The 15,369-nt window shown below is 43.8% G+C and carries 19 protein-coding genes; 7 read left to right on the top strand and 12 right to left on the bottom strand.

Annotated elements, in window-relative coordinates; genetic code table 11:
* Positions 1 to 223: 223 nt before the first annotated feature.
* From ACQEXR_RS18950 to ACQEXR_RS18920, 7 genes are all read right to left on the bottom strand, one after another.
* Positions 224 to 652 (bottom strand): hypothetical protein, encoded by a 429-nt coding sequence (locus ACQEXR_RS18950; protein WP_427020927.1) that lies wholly within the window; start codon positions 650 to 652, stop codon positions 224 to 226.
* A gap of 54 nt (positions 653 to 706) precedes the next feature.
* The gene (locus ACQEXR_RS18945) at positions 707 to 1,096 is read right to left on the bottom strand and encodes a hypothetical protein (protein WP_426952512.1); all 390 of its coding nucleotides are present in this window, start codon (positions 1,094 to 1,096) and stop codon (positions 707 to 709) included.
* A gap of 209 nt (positions 1,097 to 1,305) precedes the next feature.
* On the bottom strand, positions 1,306 to 1,659 hold the full coding sequence (locus ACQEXR_RS18940) for a hypothetical protein (protein WP_426952510.1): 354 nt from the start codon (positions 1,657 to 1,659) through the stop codon (positions 1,306 to 1,308).
* Positions 1,647 to 2,279 carry a hypothetical protein gene (locus ACQEXR_RS18935; protein WP_427020926.1) on the bottom strand — a complete coding sequence of 211 codons (633 nt, stop codon included), beginning with the start codon at positions 2,277 to 2,279 and terminating at the stop codon, positions 1,647 to 1,649. The genes ACQEXR_RS18940 and ACQEXR_RS18935 overlap by 13 nt, the downstream gene beginning before the upstream one ends.
* Before the next feature lie 312 nt (positions 2,280 to 2,591).
* Positions 2,592 to 2,852 carry a DUF5062 family protein gene (locus ACQEXR_RS18930; protein WP_138972736.1) on the bottom strand — a complete coding sequence of 87 codons (261 nt, stop codon included), beginning with the start codon at positions 2,850 to 2,852 and terminating at the stop codon, positions 2,592 to 2,594.
* Positions 2,853 to 3,068: 216 nt separating this feature from the next.
* Positions 3,069 to 3,245 (bottom strand): hypothetical protein, encoded by a 177-nt coding sequence (locus ACQEXR_RS18925; RefSeq protein WP_427020925.1) that lies wholly within the window; start codon positions 3,243 to 3,245, stop codon positions 3,069 to 3,071.
* Positions 3,239 to 4,105 carry an MBL fold metallo-hydrolase gene (locus ACQEXR_RS18920; protein ID WP_427020924.1) on the bottom strand — a complete coding sequence of 289 codons (867 nt, stop codon included), beginning with the start codon at positions 4,103 to 4,105 and terminating at the stop codon, positions 3,239 to 3,241. Before ACQEXR_RS18920 ends, ACQEXR_RS18925 begins: the two co-directional genes overlap by 7 nt.
* 108 nt (positions 4,106 to 4,213) lie before the next feature.
* Between ACQEXR_RS18920 and ACQEXR_RS18915 the strand changes: the two genes are divergently transcribed.
* The gene (locus tag ACQEXR_RS18915; protein WP_427020923.1) at positions 4,214 to 5,101 is read left to right on the top strand and encodes a LysR family transcriptional regulator; all 888 of its coding nucleotides are present in this window, start codon (positions 4,214 to 4,216) and stop codon (positions 5,099 to 5,101) included.
* 47 nt (positions 5,102 to 5,148) lie between these two features.
* On the opposite strand, the gene ACQEXR_RS18910 is transcribed toward ACQEXR_RS18915, so the two are convergent.
* On the bottom strand, positions 5,149 to 6,075 hold the full coding sequence (locus ACQEXR_RS18910; protein WP_426952500.1) for a DMT family transporter: 927 nt from the start codon (positions 6,073 to 6,075) through the stop codon (positions 5,149 to 5,151).
* 91 nt (positions 6,076 to 6,166) lie between these two features.
* Between ACQEXR_RS18910 and ACQEXR_RS18905 the strand changes: the two genes are divergently transcribed.
* Positions 6,167 to 7,108, top strand: a complete 942-nt coding sequence (locus ACQEXR_RS18905; protein WP_331428442.1) for a LysR substrate-binding domain-containing protein — start codon at positions 6,167 to 6,169, stop codon at positions 7,106 to 7,108.
* A gap of 17 nt (positions 7,109 to 7,125) precedes the next feature.
* On the opposite strand, the gene ACQEXR_RS18900 is transcribed toward ACQEXR_RS18905, so the two are convergent.
* From ACQEXR_RS18900 to ACQEXR_RS18890, 3 genes are all read right to left on the bottom strand, one after another.
* Positions 7,126 to 7,665 (bottom strand): isochorismatase family protein, encoded by a 540-nt coding sequence (locus ACQEXR_RS18900; protein ID WP_138972734.1) that lies wholly within the window; start codon positions 7,663 to 7,665, stop codon positions 7,126 to 7,128.
* Positions 7,666 to 7,723: 58 nt separating this feature from the next.
* The gene (locus ACQEXR_RS18895) at positions 7,724 to 8,794 is read right to left on the bottom strand and encodes a threonine aldolase family protein (RefSeq protein WP_331418652.1); all 1,071 of its coding nucleotides are present in this window, start codon (positions 8,792 to 8,794) and stop codon (positions 7,724 to 7,726) included.
* Positions 8,795 to 8,898: 104 nt separating this feature from the next.
* Positions 8,899 to 9,513, bottom strand: coding sequence for a LysE family translocator (locus ACQEXR_RS18890; RefSeq protein ID WP_426952497.1), 615 nt, complete (start codon positions 9,511 to 9,513; stop codon positions 8,899 to 8,901).
* A 65-nt stretch (positions 9,514 to 9,578) separates the two neighbouring features.
* Here ACQEXR_RS18890 and ACQEXR_RS18885 point away from each other — a divergent pair, with 65 nt between their 5' ends.
* The 3 genes from ACQEXR_RS18885 to ACQEXR_RS18875 all read left to right on the top strand — a co-directional run bounded on the left by ACQEXR_RS18885 (position 9,579) and on the right by ACQEXR_RS18875 (position 11,335).
* A complete protein-coding gene (locus ACQEXR_RS18885; protein WP_427020922.1) occupies positions 9,579 to 9,797 on the top strand; it encodes a hypothetical protein in 219 nt (72 codons plus the stop codon).
* A 42-nt stretch (positions 9,798 to 9,839) separates the two neighbouring features.
* Entirely contained in the window at positions 9,840 to 10,739 is a 900-nt protein-coding gene (locus ACQEXR_RS18880) for a DMT family transporter (protein ID WP_331428438.1), read from the top strand.
* A 137-nt stretch (positions 10,740 to 10,876) separates the two neighbouring features.
* Positions 10,877 to 11,335 carry a copper resistance protein NlpE gene (locus ACQEXR_RS18875; RefSeq protein WP_427020921.1) on the top strand — a complete coding sequence of 153 codons (459 nt, stop codon included), beginning with the start codon at positions 10,877 to 10,879 and terminating at the stop codon, positions 11,333 to 11,335.
* Between the two features lie 51 nt (positions 11,336 to 11,386).
* Here ACQEXR_RS18875 and ACQEXR_RS18870 read toward each other — a convergent pair whose 3' ends face one another.
* Positions 11,387 to 12,670: a DEAD/DEAH box helicase gene (locus ACQEXR_RS18870; RefSeq protein ID WP_427020920.1), complete on the bottom strand. Its 1,284-nt coding sequence runs from the start codon at positions 12,668 to 12,670 to the stop codon at positions 11,387 to 11,389.
* Positions 12,671 to 13,062: 392 nt separating this feature from the next.
* Here ACQEXR_RS18870 and ACQEXR_RS18865 point away from each other — a divergent pair, with 392 nt between their 5' ends.
* Positions 13,063 to 13,758 (top strand): VC0807 family protein, encoded by a 696-nt coding sequence (locus tag ACQEXR_RS18865; protein WP_331418564.1) that lies wholly within the window; start codon positions 13,063 to 13,065, stop codon positions 13,756 to 13,758.
* A gap of 109 nt (positions 13,759 to 13,867) precedes the next feature.
* Positions 13,868 to 15,196 carry a D-serine ammonia-lyase gene (gene dsdA / locus ACQEXR_RS18860; protein ID WP_427020919.1) on the top strand — a complete coding sequence of 443 codons (1,329 nt, stop codon included), beginning with the start codon at positions 13,868 to 13,870 and terminating at the stop codon, positions 15,194 to 15,196.
* Positions 15,197 to 15,369: the final 173 nt, after the last annotated feature.

The raw sequence follows: 15,369 nt of genomic DNA, 5'->3' as shown, positions 1-15,369 counted from the left end.
ATGGGCAGATAACTTTGTATGTTCAACAGAAAAGAACGGTAAGAGTAGATTTATAATCATTTCCACAATAGCTCAAGAAATTAACCTAAATGCTTGAGCTATGATTTTTAAGCCGTAAAACAGTGTGTAAGCTAAATAACGACTAGGTTAAATATCACTAAAAAGTGAGCTTTTGCGTTAAGCGTTTTAATCGTCTCGCACCAAACAATTTAAGTTAAATGTATTAATTAGTGTAAGGCTCATCACAGGTCGGTTTTTCTTTGAATGTGAAATAACTACACCTTTTTGAGTACCACAGAGTATGGTACTCAAAAGATACACTCTCATTCGCAACAATTGAAAGTGTAATGAAAAAACCAGCCCCATCACTCTTACTTAAATCTTCAGTCGTAGAATCGATAAAACAAAATTCTTTATGTTTTTCTCCAGACAAAACGTTTAAACAAGGCCTTTTAATTGGGATATAAGCTATAAGTTCCCCAGTGTTACCAGTTCTATTGTCATAATTTTGCTTTAACTCTCTAATTTCCAAACTATTAGGAAGCTTATTGCTAGCAAGAGTTATATTTGAAAAAACCACCAAGCAACAAAACATGCTCTTATAAATATTTTTCATCTCTTCCATCCTATTAAAATCAACCAAATCAGACACATAGGTTTCGGATAACAGCGAGTTCGCTAATTTAAGTACGATAGCTAATTCTGACTACTCACAACTCACTGCCTGAGTTTGAACATCGATGATACATGATAGATCTGACCAAGGAGTCGCTACTGTAAATGTTACGTCACCACTCCACATACTTAAATCCATGACATAAGCAGTAGGATAGTCTCGCTGTAAGTTGGTTAATGATACATCACCATGCACAGAGTTTGCCTTTTTCTCTTTATTTCCTAATTCACAATATTGGACTGATTTCCCTGTTTTAAATTCATATACAGTGATACATGGATTATCTTTCAAGACATAGGCAGCAAAATTTTCTTTCTTCGTTCTAACTGAATAATCCGAAGCATACAGTCGATATTCGGAAGCACTTGTATAAGCTGAAACCAATACCAAGCCTATCATCAAAATACGTTTAAGCTTCATTCTAGATACTCCTTTCTTGCAATACACCTACTACGTGGAACATCAAATTTCCTCCACGCTTTTACATTCGAAATAACTGCTTTAAAACTTTGGGCATTGTAATCAACCAATGCAGGAACAAAGCCTTCCCTTGTTCTAGGGCTGTTTTCGCCTCAACACATCACAGACATTTTTAATATCCTATCGAGTGTATCCTGATAAAGGAGAAATCAAGGTAAGTTAATCTTTTCAACTAAGTAATCATTGAACTTTGTATATTCATCAATCAAACAACTGCAAATATTTAATGTTTCTGCTTCAGTCCCTATACTTTCAAAATACTCAAACCTACATTTCTCTTCTATATATTTATACTTAGTTGAAGTCAGACTAGAAACGATAGCTTCGTTATAGTTACCTTTAGATAGATTATCAGCATTGATTTGTATATCCTTCTTTAAGGAACTTATCTTTATTTCACATTGATTTTGCTTTTCGAAAATCCAATTTGCACTAGACTCACCCATCGCTATTATTTGAAAACTTATGCAATATAAACAAATAACCATTACTAATTTAACCACTTTAACCTCAGTTTCAATCTTTCTGGCGGAATATTAACTAATTCTTCTAGAGCGTTATAAAAATTTGAGTAATCATTTAAGTCTTTGTCTAAAACCAAAGCTGGTACAAAGATTTTCCGGCTATAACCGTGATTATCGCCTCTATAAGTTAAATCAATAAGAATATCTTTAACTTTTGAAGGAAGATCGTCCCACCCAACATCACCATATGCTTTTTTAACATCTGACTTAGTCAGCAAGATGCGAGTCTTTTCTTCCATATAATCATAAACATCATTAAACATTAAGTGTTGTTGTTTACGTGTTATTGTCAGTTCATCATCAGTCAACCCTGAACTATCAAGAGATTCTAGGGCACTTGCTCTTTTAACCCCTTCGACACTGAGTAACCAATCCGATAGTTCAGGGATTAATTCCGCCTCTTGAAATAGCGCTTTTAAGTCCAACTTAGCAGGTGATTGTCCCGTCGCTCCTGTGGGTGGATTTCCTAAATCTAAACCTCGCCCACTTGTAACACCTGATTGACCAATCACCACTCTACCAAAACATAATATTGATGGTAAGTAGCGTCTTAAATGGTCAATTAACCCGAAAGCACAATATCCAAAAAATAAATACATAACAGAACTGTTTTTACACCTCAACGAGCGACTTAATTACAGTTCGATTAATTATTTTTCAGATTATTTAGCCCGACTATAAGCCTTATTGCTTGGTCGATTCAATAAAACACATCGCTCCGCTTATAGCGGATATTCTTTTATCAAGATAAAGTACCGTTAATATCCTACCGTATGTATCCCGATAATTAATTAGGCTAAATTTCAGACTTTACCTACAACAATAAAGGAAATTAGTACTGACCAATAGAAGCCATTCGTATATTTGTACCCAACGCTCTGTCCATCCTTTTTGCTTTTGCATCGAGGGAATTACTTCAGTGGGTCATTATCAGGTAGTGCTTTATGAATCCACATCGCCAATCGGTGTTTGATACTAGCACCATCCAGTTTGTTATCTGGTAGTGGTGCAATTTGCTTTGCATCGACTAAGAACAAGTAGATGGCCTTCACCCTGACAGGCTGTGGCGTACTGGGTAAGTCAAAGCCTTGCATTTTGGCCATCTTCTCGCCAATTTCTAACGCCTTCTTTACTAGCTTATCTTCGTTCTGGAGCTTTGCTGTTTTAGACATATCATCACACTCTCGTTACGATTCTTTGTGTGAGTATACCAAGTTGAATATTTATCTTAGCCACTAAGATCTCAATTTGAAAAAGGACTTTAAATTGTAAAGACGCCATCAAACGACATTATCATACTCTCGCTGCTCATGAGCCGTGAAAAACGAATGTCCGCAGTCGATATTCAGAGAGAGGTAACATATGTTACCTCTCTTACAGTGAGGAACTTATTGATCTGAAGATCGCATAAAACCTCTGTGTGATTGGAACTCGTTCATATCAATGAACTCGTCATGGTTGGTATCAATGCGCTCAAACATCTCATCACTGCTTGCAGAATTCTTTAGTAAACGACCTCGAGACTTGCGAAGTGCCTGCCTTGGCTTTTGAAACTCCGTTACCATTTCATTTCACCCATATGCACTTTTGCTCCAATGTCGAGAGCCATTGGAAGCTGCGCATCCGGATAGTTTGCAGACATTTTGTCAATCAGTTGCTCACTGTTACGACTGGTGCTCTTTGCACGCTGAAAATCGCTCAAATACGCTTGAGTGTAAGCAATTGTAGAGGCATCAAGCTGAGTGCCCGTTTTCATATGACCAGGAATCACGACGGCCGGATTTAATTGTTGGATCTCCGTTAATTGTTCCTGCCACGCTTGCTGACTCTCATCCGACTGTGCATCTGCCATCCAAAGGTGAACCATGCCATATACGGAGACGTTACCTAATACAGCTTTGCTCGAAGGAATCCACAAATATGGGCGATGCGCAAGATCCCCATCGGTACCGCGAATCTCAATAGCGTGCCCGTCTAGCATTAGGGTGTTGCCACTAATGGCTTGAGGTACATAAGGTTTAACCGGAGCATTACTACCCATTTTCGGTCCCCAAAACGCCAGTTTACCCGCCAGCTTTGTCTCGATAACTTTTTTAACAGCTGGTGTCGTTAGAATTTTCGCTTCTGGAAATAGCCCATGTAAGACTTCCGCACCAAAGTAATAATCAGGATCAGCCTGACTAATAAAGATAGTTTTGAGCTCTTTTCCACTATCAAGCACTTTTGCCGCAATGCGCAATGCATCCGCTTTGGTAAAACCGGTATCCACGACCATTGCTTCACTGTCACCAAACACGATTGTTGAGTTCACATGAAAGCTATTCTCGTCGGCGTTATACACATCAAAAGTTAATGGCGTAAGCTCTTGTGCAAGCGCACTTGTCGCGAGTAGTACTGATGCCGCAGCTAGAGTTAACTTTTTCATCTCATTTCTCCTGTCAATATCTTCGTTAACGACAAGATACTAGGCAATTGACGTGTTCAGAAAAACACACCAAACTGAACATGATTATTTCTTATTTCGAGCATATAAATGGACAAACTCACCGCAGCCAAAGTCTTTGTTGACGTCGCCACGACTGGAAGCTTTACCGCAACCGCAGAAAGACTGGATATGTCTCGGCCTATGGTCACTCGCTACATTGAGGCAATGGAAGACTGGTTACACACGCGTTTGTTGCATCGCACCACACGAAAAGTATCCTTGACGTCAGCAGGTGAAGAGTGTTTGCAGGAGGTAAAACAATGGCTTAGACAGGCAGACCATCTTAGTGATCTTGCCAATACGCAAGGAGAGTTACGCGGAAATGTAAGACTGGCAACCAGTATGTCATTTGGATATTCGCAGCTGATTCCTGCCATTCAAGGCTTTTTAACCGCTCACCCGAACGTCAACATTGATATCGACTTGCACGACTCAGTGACTGACCTGACTGACGAGCAAATCGACCTCGCCATTCGGATTGCATCGGCACCAGATCCCTCGCTGATAGGAAAACCTATAGCGATATGTGAATCCCGAATCGTTGCGTCACCACACTATTTGTCAAATCATCGCCCTATTAAAAAGCCAACTGATTTATCCAGTCATGTGTGCCTAGGCTACAAAAACTTCCAGCAGCACATCTGGCATTTAAACAGAAATGGGGTTCAGCAGTCAGTCGAAATAGAGTGTCGCCTGACTGCGAATGAAGCAACAACACTTCTTCATGCTGCTCTCAATGGCGCAGGTTTAGCGATACAACCCACCTATCTGGTCAATCAATACATCCAAAGTGGACAGCTTCAGCCAGTGCTAGCCGACTGGAAGCCAGACGACATGACGGTGTATGCGCTTTACTCCTCAAGAAAGCACATGAGACCCGCTGTTCGAGCACTAATCGATTATCTGGCAGACTATTTTGCTCAGCCTCGCTGGTAATTCTCTGTTAAGCAGTGGTGGGGCTAGCGCCATTGCGCGCACCATCATCAACTGCGGCCAAAGACGCGACTAACACCAAGGTATCGGAACAACGACGTTGCAAAATTATTCATGATGGTTGCCACTATAATGATTGCGATGCCCGCGATCTGATAGGTTGAGAAACTTTCATCAAAAAACATCGCCTGCCACAGAGCGGTGAATAGCAAGCTAGTAAATATCAGCGGTGCCACTTGTGAATTGCTATCTGCCAACTTATAGGCTTTAGAGCGCAAGATTTGATTGGCAACCACAGCCAATGAGAGAACCAATAAATACGCCCAAACAAGGGAGTTGTGTTGTGGTTCTAATACGATTGAAACGTCGACCTTTGACAGCCCCGACACAACACACAGTGGCAATACGCTTATCGCCGCGATCAAAAATGTCCAACTGTTAAGCAGTGCCGGCGTTACCTCCTTTTTACTGGCACGAAATAGACAGACTTGGGAGCCTGCACTAAATAGCCCAGAGGCTAATCCAATCAGCAACTCAGGCCTTAATTGAATGCCGCTGACATCACCAGCGAGCAACACGACACCAGCAAACGTGGCCGCTAAGCTAAATTTGGTTTCGGTCTTAATCTTGACCTTAAAAAAGATCTTCTCCAACACAGCAATAAAGAGTGGCCCTGTACCAAACAGCACAGAGCTTTCCACGAGTGTCAATCGGTTGAGTGATGCTATAAAACAGAGTTGGCATGCCGCAATGCACATACCTCTAATCACGATCGGCTTCAACAGAGCCGGAGGAGGCAAACGAATTTTTGTTGCAGCGACCAAAGCAAACAGGAGCAATGTCGGCAATATAAATCTGAGAAATGTCAGCCATTCAAGGCTCAATATTTCTGTTAGTTTTTTTAAAGCTAAACCCGTTAACGACAAACTAAAGGTTGAAACGAGCATATAAGGTACAGCAAGGTTATTTAACAACATGATTCCTCCCTATAGGCGTGCCTATAGTAAAGGAATGACAAGGGCTTAAAAAACGAATATATTTAAACAAATCTGTTAGATAAACTTACATATGAACAAACGACCACCTCTTAAGTCTCTTTACGCTTTTATCGCCGTTGCTGACACCGGTAGCATGACTAAGGCTGCTGAGGTACTTAGTGTCAGCCACTCTGCGATCAGTCAGGCAATCAAAAGCCTAGAGTCACTTATTGGGCAGCCGTTGTTTCAGCGTATAGGCAGGCAAGTTCGTCTCAATCCGATTGGTCAAAAGTACTACAATGACATTGCCCCTGCTTTGAAGACGATCGTCGATGCAACGGACGCGGTAACCCAAAAACCGCACTCCCATCAAATCACTTTAAATATGATCAACTCATTGGCGATTCATTGGTGGGTTCCAAGAGTGAATAACTTCCAACATTTTGCTCCCAATGTCGATATTCGCCTGTCTAATCTAGCTGGCCCTTTTAATCTGACTCAAGAAGGTGTTGATGTCGCCATCATTCATGGAAAAACGGATGAATGGCAAGATTATTACTGTGAAAAACTTGGCGATGATGAGCTTCTTTTGGTTTGTAGCCCCCAACTGCTCGATTCATCTCAACCCAAACCAAGCGCAGCGGAATTGTTGCAGCACTACCCCGCTATCTATGCACAAAACTTGCGAAGGAAAAATGACTGGAGTGTCTGGTGTCAGGGAAATAACGTCCCCGCCCCTAAGCAGCACAACAACTTGAACTTCATGGTCTCTGTCCATGCCATTCAGGCCGCCATACAAAAGCTGGGGGTTTTCGTTACTCACCGCCTATTTGTAAGAGATGAAATCAAGCATGGCTTTTTAGTGGAGATCGGCAAGCCTGTCACTAATCCTCATCAAGAGTTTTTCTTTGTGTGTCGACCAGAAAAACTTCGCAATGACAATGTCTTGAAGCTGAAATCATGGGTTTGTAAAGAGTTTGACGAGTCGCGAAGCGAGCACCAGAGAGCGATACCAGAACCTCACATCGATTAACACCGCTCAGTTTGCGGTTACTTGATCAGTTGCAAAATCTGTTTGAACTCATCACTACGGCAATCTTTAACTAATTCATAAAGGCACATTTCAACGCATGTGATATCTATTCCTTTATGCTGTAATTTTCTGATGCTCAATTGCTTGTGTTGGGGATTTCGAGACGAAACACAGTCTGTCACGAGCTGTACATCATAATCCCGTTGGGAAAGGCTTAATACTGTTTGGTACACACAGATATGCGCTTCAATACCACACACTAGCCAAGTGCCGACATTGGCACTGCGAATAGCTTGAATAAACTGAGGCTGTGAGCAAGCATCAAATGTGTATTTACTTATAGGCGACGCACCTTGCAAATGCTGGCTTATCGCCTCTACCGTATCACCTAGTTTGGTCGGATTTTGCTCAAGCCAGACAATAGGCAAATCTAAGATTTGAGCACCTTGAATCAAGGTGACACAGTTTTTTACCAGCGCCTCAGATTCATCAACCAAACTGGCTAACTTCCCTTGAACATCGACGATGATCAATCCGGTATTGTCTCTGTCTAGCATGCTCTCTCCAAAGTAAACGGTGCGTTAGTCGCGTCGAAAACTCCCGACTCTAAGATGATTAATTTGCCGTCAACTCTGCGAAAAACGCCCGCAGTTCATCATCACTGATCTCAAGAAGGTTATCACCGACATACCACTCGATAAGCGACTGATTCGGGTGAGAAGTCACTTGAGGATTCCCAAACCAAATGCCTCGATTAGTTGCAAACGCCTGTTGTAACGCCTGAGCCTGTTCAAAGCTAAACGGTAAAATCAGGTGTAACATATTCGATTGTGGCTTGGGAGGATTCACCGCTAAAGTTGGAAACTCAGCAATGATTTCATAGACCTGTTTGGTACGCTCAAACAGAGAAGGGAGCCGAGCCAGTCTCTCATCAAATTGCATAGCGGCTGACACCACATAAGGCGTTCTATGGTAAACATTGCCACCTTGTCGCTTCATCCACATCGAGGCAAGTTGAATAAACGCCTTTGAACCTAGTAGCATCGAACCACCTAATCCATTGATGCCCTTATAAAGAGAGACATACGCCGTATCAAAGCCTTGAGCAATCTGATGATACTCTTTTTGGTAATAAGCGGCCGTCTCCCAAAGACGTGCACCATCCATGTGTAGATGGATGTTGTTCTCCGCGCAGTGTTGCTTAATACGTTCGAGCTCTTGCCATGATGGTAATTGCCCGCCAATCTCACGCATTGGCAGTTCGTACAAAACCGCAGCGATTTCATCTGGCCAAGCCTGAAGATCTTCAAGCTTCCACGGCTTGAACTCATTTCCTACCGGCAAGATGTTAAATCGGTTTTGCAGCTGGTAGCCCTGCCTTTCATGAACATAAATATGGCTTGAAGGGTGCATCGCAACAATCGGATTGCGTTTCTGTCGGGTCACTAACTCAAGTACTGTCGGTTGGGTCATAGTACCGGTGATAACAAATAGACCTGCTTCGTAACCCAGTAGGTCGGCCACTTTTTGCTCGAAAGCCTGTATAGTTTCACCTTCGCCGTAAACATCGTGGGCAACATTATGCTGTTCACACCACTGCGCCATTTTAGAAAAATGGACTGCCGGCGAATCTTCTTTATTTCCAGGTAAGTGGGTCGTACATAGCTGTTTTAGATGGATGCTCATTTTTCTTTCCATAGATTGTCATGCCAGTGGCAATCTAACGCGTTCGAGTTTAACTGTAAATCTTTCCAGAGCAGGAGCTTGATGCTCAACGGGTGAACCGCTTCTCACGCGATAATTTGTTCAATCACACCTCGGATTACTGGCACAATTGACACCACCAGCAGCAAGGCCATGGTCAGGTTAAACCAACGCAAATAGTGCTGCTTGGTCAACCAATGACGCAGCGCCGAACCGAACATCAGCCATACGCCTACACAAGGAAAAGATACGACCAGAAAAGTCACGGCAATAGTTAGATTTTGAGAAAAATATCCTTCGCCAACCGCCGTAAATGCAGAAATAGCCCCAATCGCCACCACCCATGCCTTGGCATTGACCCACTGAAACAGTGCCCCTTTCATAAACCCGAACGGCGCTCCCTGCTGCTCTCCTGTGCCAATGTCTTTGGTTGTCGCAATTTGCCACGACAGATAGAGCAAATATGCGCTACCGAACACTTTAATTATCAGTTCGAGTTGTGGAAAAAAGTGAAACACCTGACCAAAACCAACGCCCACCAGAAGTAACATGATGGTAAAGCCAACACATATCCCACTCAACAGTGGCAAGCTTTTGCGCGCGCCAAAGTTAACACCAGATGTCATCACCATAATGTTGTTTGGGCCCGGAGTAACCGAAGATGACACCGCAAACAGAGCGACAGAGAGCAGATATTCCATATTCCTGTTTTCCTTTTTCTGCATTAAGAGAAATGTTCCCTAAAGCTAACAATAATTCCAATATATTGAACGAACTTTTTTTCTCTGAGCCATATAACTCAGGTACTATTGAACATGTCGTGATCATCCGAGGACGAGCTAGGCTCAGTACCGCTAATGACCTTCATAAACTTAGTGAGGGTGACTACATCACCTACCCGGGAGACCGTCCACATATGTTTGAGGCACTTGAACCCAACACCAAAGCGATGTTGATTTCGGAACATCGTGAACGATTTCTCTAAGCAAAGGGCTTCGACCCTAATCAATTTAATGCGATGACTATTATGCCAAACCGCTATTTTACTCAGATCCCTGTTGGGGTTCGCTTTATGCTTCTTTCAGCGCTTGGCTTTGCATTAATGTCAGCCTGCGTGAAGTATGTTAGCAATCATGGTATCCCACTGTTTGAAATCGTCGCGGCGCGTGCACTGGTATCTTTGATCATCAGTTATGCGGATATCAAACGAAAACATCTTTCTGTATGGGGCAACAATAAGCCTTTGCTGCTACTCAGAGGCTTTGTGGGCACCATTTCGTTAATGTGTGTCTACTACTCAGTGACCACATTGCCTTTGGCAGAAGCGACCATTCTTCAATACGTTCATCCCGTATTTACCGCTTTACTAGGCCTCATGTTTCTAAAAGAGTCGATTCAGAAATCAACCATGATCTGTATCGCTTTCTGTCTGGCGGGTCTCTGGGCAATGGTTCAGCCAAGCCTTAGCAGCAGCATAGATTACCAACTGCCTATCTTTAGTGTCACCACCGCTTTACTTGGAGCCATGGGCAGTTCTATTGCCTACGTGATTGTTCGCAAACTGAGCCAAACAGAAGATAGCTCAGTCATTATCTTTTACTTTCCCTTGATGGCGCTGCCTACATCGCTGGTTTTGATGTGGCACGAGTTTATCTGGCCAAGCCTGCCACTGCTGCTTGTCTTAGTTCTCGTCGGTATTTTCACCCAGATCGGTCAATATGGGCTAACCAAAGCGATGCAAACCCAAGCTGCGGGAAAAGCTTCTGCCTATTCCTATGTTCAGATCGTGTTCTCGGCTCTACTTGGGGTATGGTTATTCAATGAAGTCCCATCTGTCTGGACATTTTTGGGCGGCGGCTTGATTGTCACGGGGGCGCTGATTAATGTGCTGGGAAAACATTTGCTAACGCCACTGAGACGACGCTGATGCAATACCCACGTCACTCGGACAAGAAACTGACCAGGACGCCAAACAACCTTAACGGAAATCTCACCTGCTATTGACGAGTAGGATCGGTGGAGAGATATGATAGACACACTCCCCCGTAGGTAAAGGAACTGAATATGAAAAAGGCTCTATTTCTATTAACTGGTACCCTATTTGTGCTGGCTGGTTGCCAAGACGAACAACCACCACAGGCGACTCAACCTGTTGCTCAAGCTCAAGAAATCATCCTAGATGCGCCAGCAGATAGCGCGCACACAGCGAACAACGCATTAGACTGGAACGGAACTTATGTCGGTATTTTACCTTGTGCTGACTGTAGTGGCATCGAGACTCATATTACTTTGAATCATGATGGAAGTTACACTGCAACGCAGACCTATCTAGGTAAAGAAGATGGATATATCGAGTCGCAAGGTCAATTCCACTGGAATGACAAAGGCAATACCGTGACCCTAGAAAGTGAAAGTGGCGCAAATCAATACTTCGTTGGTGAGAATGTCTTGTTCAAGCTCGACATGAATGGCGAACGTGTTAAAGGTGAGCTGGCTGAGAGTTATCAGTTACGCAAACAGTAGCGATAGCCTCGAACTCAAATCAAAAAAGGAGCCCGAAAGGCTCCTTTTTTACTATTTACCATTTTTGTTGCGAATCATTCGGCGTAGACGTGAGCGGCGCTCCGCTTCACCCTGGCTGGCATCACTTGGATTGTTAGTACGGGTTTTACGGTTTTTAAATGCAGGTTTAGTGTGCATTTTTTCTATTAGAGCGTCGCGGTTCTTTGGCTCATAACCTTCTAGCTCTTTACGGTAGATACGTTGACCGATTAGGGTTTCCACCTGTTGAAGTGTTAGCTCTTCTTCACGGTTAACGAACGATACCGCATTACCACGCTGGCCAGCACGACCCGTACGGCCAATGCGGTGAACATAATCTTCAGCCAAAAATGGCATATCAAAGTTCACAACATGAGGTAAGTTCTGAATATCAAGGCCACGGGCTGCAACGTCCGTCGCGATCATCACGCGAGCCTTACCGGTTTTGAATTCTTCCAGCGCACGGCGACGAGCACTCTGCGCTTTGTCACCATGACAAAGCACGGCTTTAATACCATCAAGCTTCAGCTCTTTAAGTAGCTCGTTTGCCGTCTCTTTGTAGTTAACAAAAACCAGCACCTGTTTCCAGTTCTTACGGCCAATAAGCTCCGACAATAGCTCTCGCTTGCGCTCTTGCTCTACAGGGTAAACAACGTGCGCAATGGTGTCAGCGGTCACGTTCTCTCGAGCAACAGAAACGCGTTTTGGTTGACGCAGAATTTGGCCTGCCAGCTTGTTCATCTGCGCTGAGAAAGTTGCAGAGAAAAGCATAGTCTGAGGTTTAGTGGTTACGCCAGCCATGATCTTTTCGATCGAAGCGATAAAACCCATGTCTAACATGCGGTCAGCTTCATCGAATACTAGGTACTCTAGGTTAGCCAAAGAAACGTTATTGAGTTCAATGTGCTCAATCAGACGACCCGGCGTAGCAACAAGCACATCTACACCCGCTTCAAGGGCTTTTTGCTGCGTTGCCATTTTCTTGCCACCAAAGATCGCAACGGTCTTGATGTCGGTGTACTTTGTGTAAACTTGGATGTTTGTCGCAACCTGTTCTGCCAGTTCGCGTGTCGGCGTTAAAATAACGGCACGCGTTTGGTGGCGATTAGCGGATTTGGCACTATCAAGGATATTCTGAACGATAGGCAAAGCAAACGCGGCTGTTTTACCCGTACCCGTTTGTGCGTTAGCTAGGATGTCATGTCCACGGCGAGCTAAAGGAATCGCTTGTTGCTGAACTGGAGTGAGTTTCTCATACCCACACTCAGTAAGAGCTTTCACGATTTCTGGAGAAAAGTTTTGTGATGCAAATGACATATCTTGTTCCTAAAGCTAACGACAAATTTAAAGCGTAACCCAAATTACGGTCGCTGATTATAGAGCATTAACGCCGAGATGGGAGTGTAAATGTGAAATTAGCCTAAATAACTCCTCATTTGACGACGTTCTCGCCATTCTTGAACAGCCTGATAGTCCCTAAAAGAGCAACTTTGTGACGATTTCTCTTTACCCCAGCCGCCCTCTCCATAACCACGTCTAACCTAGCATCACGCTATAATAATCAAGGGAATGTCGTCAGGTTTTGATCGCATCTCTTTCATAAGTCGTTACATAACTGGTACTTTAGTGCTTTACATCTGAACTCATACAATGAACACTCCCATTCGAAATTTGTATGTAAGCCAGCCCTATAGAGTCAGTAGAAAATTATGAACAGCACCACCCAAAAAAAATCGAATCCTCTATTCGAAATCTTATTTAACGTCGTCATACCGTCATTTATTTTAATGAAATTCAGCGGTGACGAACATTTAGGAACGGCGATGGCGTTGGTTGTTGCTCTGGCATTTCCGATCGCTTATGGCGCCATGGATCTGATTCGCAATAAGAAATTTAACTTTATCGCAGCGCTTGGCTTTGTCAGTGTCTTATTAACGGGGGGGATCGGTCTACTCGAACTCGATACTCGTTGGTTAGCACTTAAAGAGGCTTTGATTCCAGGCCTGATCGGTTTGGCCGTGCTAGGTTCAACCTTTACTCGCTACCCATTTATGCAGAAGATGGTTCTAAATGACACCGTACTCAACCTAGAACTGATCACTGAGCGTTTAAAAGAGAATAATAAAACGCAAGCGTTCGAACGCTGCTTGATGTCATCAAACTATCTATTCGCGAGCACATTCGCCTTCTCATCGGCAATGAACTACTTCCTTGCGACTTGGATTGTAACAAGCCCCGCAGGAACAGCAGAATTCAATGAAGAGTTAGGTAAACTGACACTTTACAGCTATCCAATTATCGCGATTCCAAGCATGCTAATGATGTTCGGTATTTTCTACTACGTTTGGCGCCAAATCCGTGCCATGACCGCACTGGAAACCGAGCAGATTTTCCACGCTAAATAACCGGCTCTATCCTGACCTCAATGAGTGCAAACGTTCTCAGTAGCCTCTGACACAGAAGTACTAATTTGAATTATATTGGGCCCTATTCGATAACACGCAAGGTAATGTAATGACATTCCGGATTGATCTGCTTATCCAACAATATCCGCTCGTCGAAGAGCTTATCGGGCTCAACGAAACATCTTGGTTTAATCCTTCGATTACTTCTGTCGAAGAAGCACTACCGCATGTCGGACTTGATGCGATGGATATTCGAGATGCAAGTGAGCGATTACTACGCTTTGCTCCTTACCTTGCCAAAGCCTTTCCAGAAACAGCGCCAGCACAAGGCATTATCGAATCTGAATTGGTTTCCATACCTGCCATGAAAATGGAACTTGAACGACGATTTAACACCAGCATCGCAGGTCATCTACTCCTTAAAAAAGATAGCCACTTACCGATTTCTGGATCGATCAAGGCCCGAGGCGGCATTTATGAAGTATTGACGCACGCTGAAAGGCTCGCACTTGATGCAGGCTTGCTTACAAAATCCGATGATTACAGCCTACTGCTGAACGAATCTTTTCGTCAGTTTTTCAGCCAGTTCAGCATTGCGGTTGGCTCTACCGGTAACCTTGGAATGTCTATCGGTATCATTAGTGCCAAGTTAGGATTTTCTGTCTCGGTGCATATGTCTGCTGACGCCCGCCAGTGGAAGAAAGATAAGCTTCGCGATCACGGAGTGAATGTCGTGGAGTACGAACAAGATTACGGCGTCGCGGTTGAACAAGGTAGAAAAGAAGCTGAAAGTGACCCTAATTGTTTCTTCATTGATGACGAAAACTCTCAAACTCTATTTTTGGGCTATTCCGTCGCTGGTGAGCGTTTGAAAGCGCAATTTGACCAGCTAGGTATCGTCGTCGACGAGCAACATCCTTTGTTTGTTTATCTACCTTGTGGTGTCGGTGGAGGGCCAGGTGGCGTTGCCTTTGGTCTAAAAATGGCGTTCGGAGACCATGTACATTGCATTTTTGCTGAACCCACCCACTCTCCATGTATGCTTCTTGGGGTTCATACTGGACTTCACGACAAAATCAGCGTCCAAGATATAGGGATTGATAACATAACCGCCGCAGACGGCTTAGCTGTCGGTCGCGCGTCCGGCTTTGTTGGACGAGCGATGGAAAGGATGATCGATGGCTATTTCACGGTGACGGATGAGCGTATGTACCAACTGTTGGGTCAACTCAATCAGCATCAAAACATCCAGCTCGAACCATCGGCGTTAGCTGGCATGATGGGGCCAATCGTGGTGACAAACAATCACGAATATAGGCTGAGAATGAAGTTTGACAATTCCGTTATGAACAACGCGACTCACCTCGTATGGGCAACCGGCGGTGGCATGGTACCGGAACAGGAAATGCGTTCCTATCTAGCAAAGTCACAAGGCTGATAATGCGCTATACATTGGTATTGAGAACACTCATACCCATAAGTCGGTGACTAGCCCAATACTTTTTCAGCACTGGGTGAATCATGTTTCTGAGGGAAAAACTGCGCATGAATACCACTCGTTGCATCATCCACGCTAGCCATGAGGCAAGAGCGTTCATTACCGAACCAGCA

The organism is Vibrio sp. TRT 2004, from assembly GCF_050113735.1.
In the GTDB taxonomy this organism is placed as follows: domain Bacteria; phylum Pseudomonadota; class Gammaproteobacteria; order Enterobacterales; family Vibrionaceae; genus Vibrio.
This window is presented reverse-complemented; position numbering and strand designations above follow the sequence as displayed.

What these genes read in the sequence shown, in the direction of transcription:
- ACQEXR_RS18930 (WP_138972736.1), bottom strand. Translation starts at nt 2,852, where the DNA reads ATGTCTAAAACAGCAAAGCTCCAGAACGAAGATAAGCTAGTAAAGAAG.
- ACQEXR_RS18910 (WP_426952500.1), bottom strand. Translation starts at nt 6,075, where the DNA reads ATGTTGTTAAATAACCTTGCTGTACCTTATATGCTCGTTTCAACCTTT.
- ACQEXR_RS18880 (WP_331428438.1), top strand. Translation starts at nt 9,840, where the DNA reads ATGCCAAACCGCTATTTTACTCAGATCCCTGTTGGGGTTCGCTTTATG.
- ACQEXR_RS18875 (WP_427020921.1), top strand. Translation starts at nt 10,877, where the DNA reads ATGAAAAAGGCTCTATTTCTATTAACTGGTACCCTATTTGTGCTGGCT.
- ACQEXR_RS18900 (WP_138972734.1), bottom strand. Translation starts at nt 7,665, where the DNA reads ATGCTAGACAGAGACAATACCGGATTGATCATCGTCGATGTTCAAGGG.
- ACQEXR_RS18895 (WP_331418652.1), bottom strand. Translation starts at nt 8,794, where the DNA reads ATGAGCATCCATCTAAAACAGCTATGTACGACCCACTTACCTGGAAAT.
- ACQEXR_RS18890 (WP_426952497.1), bottom strand. Translation starts at nt 9,513, where the DNA reads ATGGAATATCTGCTCTCTGTCGCTCTGTTTGCGGTGTCATCTTCGGTT.
- ACQEXR_RS18925 (WP_427020925.1), bottom strand. Translation starts at nt 3,245, where the DNA reads ATGGTAACGGAGTTTCAAAAGCCAAGGCAGGCACTTCGCAAGTCTCGA.
- ACQEXR_RS18870 (WP_427020920.1), bottom strand. Translation starts at nt 12,670, where the DNA reads ATGTCATTTGCATCACAAAACTTTTCTCCAGAAATCGTGAAAGCTCTT.
- ACQEXR_RS18945 (WP_426952512.1), bottom strand. Translation starts at nt 1,096, where the DNA reads ATGAAGCTTAAACGTATTTTGATGATAGGCTTGGTATTGGTTTCAGCT.
- dsdA (WP_427020919.1), top strand. Translation starts at nt 13,868, where the DNA reads ATGACATTCCGGATTGATCTGCTTATCCAACAATATCCGCTCGTCGAA.
- ACQEXR_RS18915 (WP_427020923.1), top strand. Translation starts at nt 4,214, where the DNA reads ATGGACAAACTCACCGCAGCCAAAGTCTTTGTTGACGTCGCCACGACT.
- ACQEXR_RS18920 (WP_427020924.1), bottom strand. Translation starts at nt 4,105, where the DNA reads ATGAAAAAGTTAACTCTAGCTGCGGCATCAGTACTACTCGCGACAAGT.
- ACQEXR_RS18865 (WP_331418564.1), top strand. Translation starts at nt 13,063, where the DNA reads ATGAACAGCACCACCCAAAAAAAATCGAATCCTCTATTCGAAATCTTA.
- ACQEXR_RS18905 (WP_331428442.1), top strand. Translation starts at nt 6,167, where the DNA reads ATGAACAAACGACCACCTCTTAAGTCTCTTTACGCTTTTATCGCCGTT.
- ACQEXR_RS18935 (WP_427020926.1), bottom strand. Translation starts at nt 2,279, where the DNA reads ATGTATTTATTTTTTGGATATTGTGCTTTCGGGTTAATTGACCATTTA.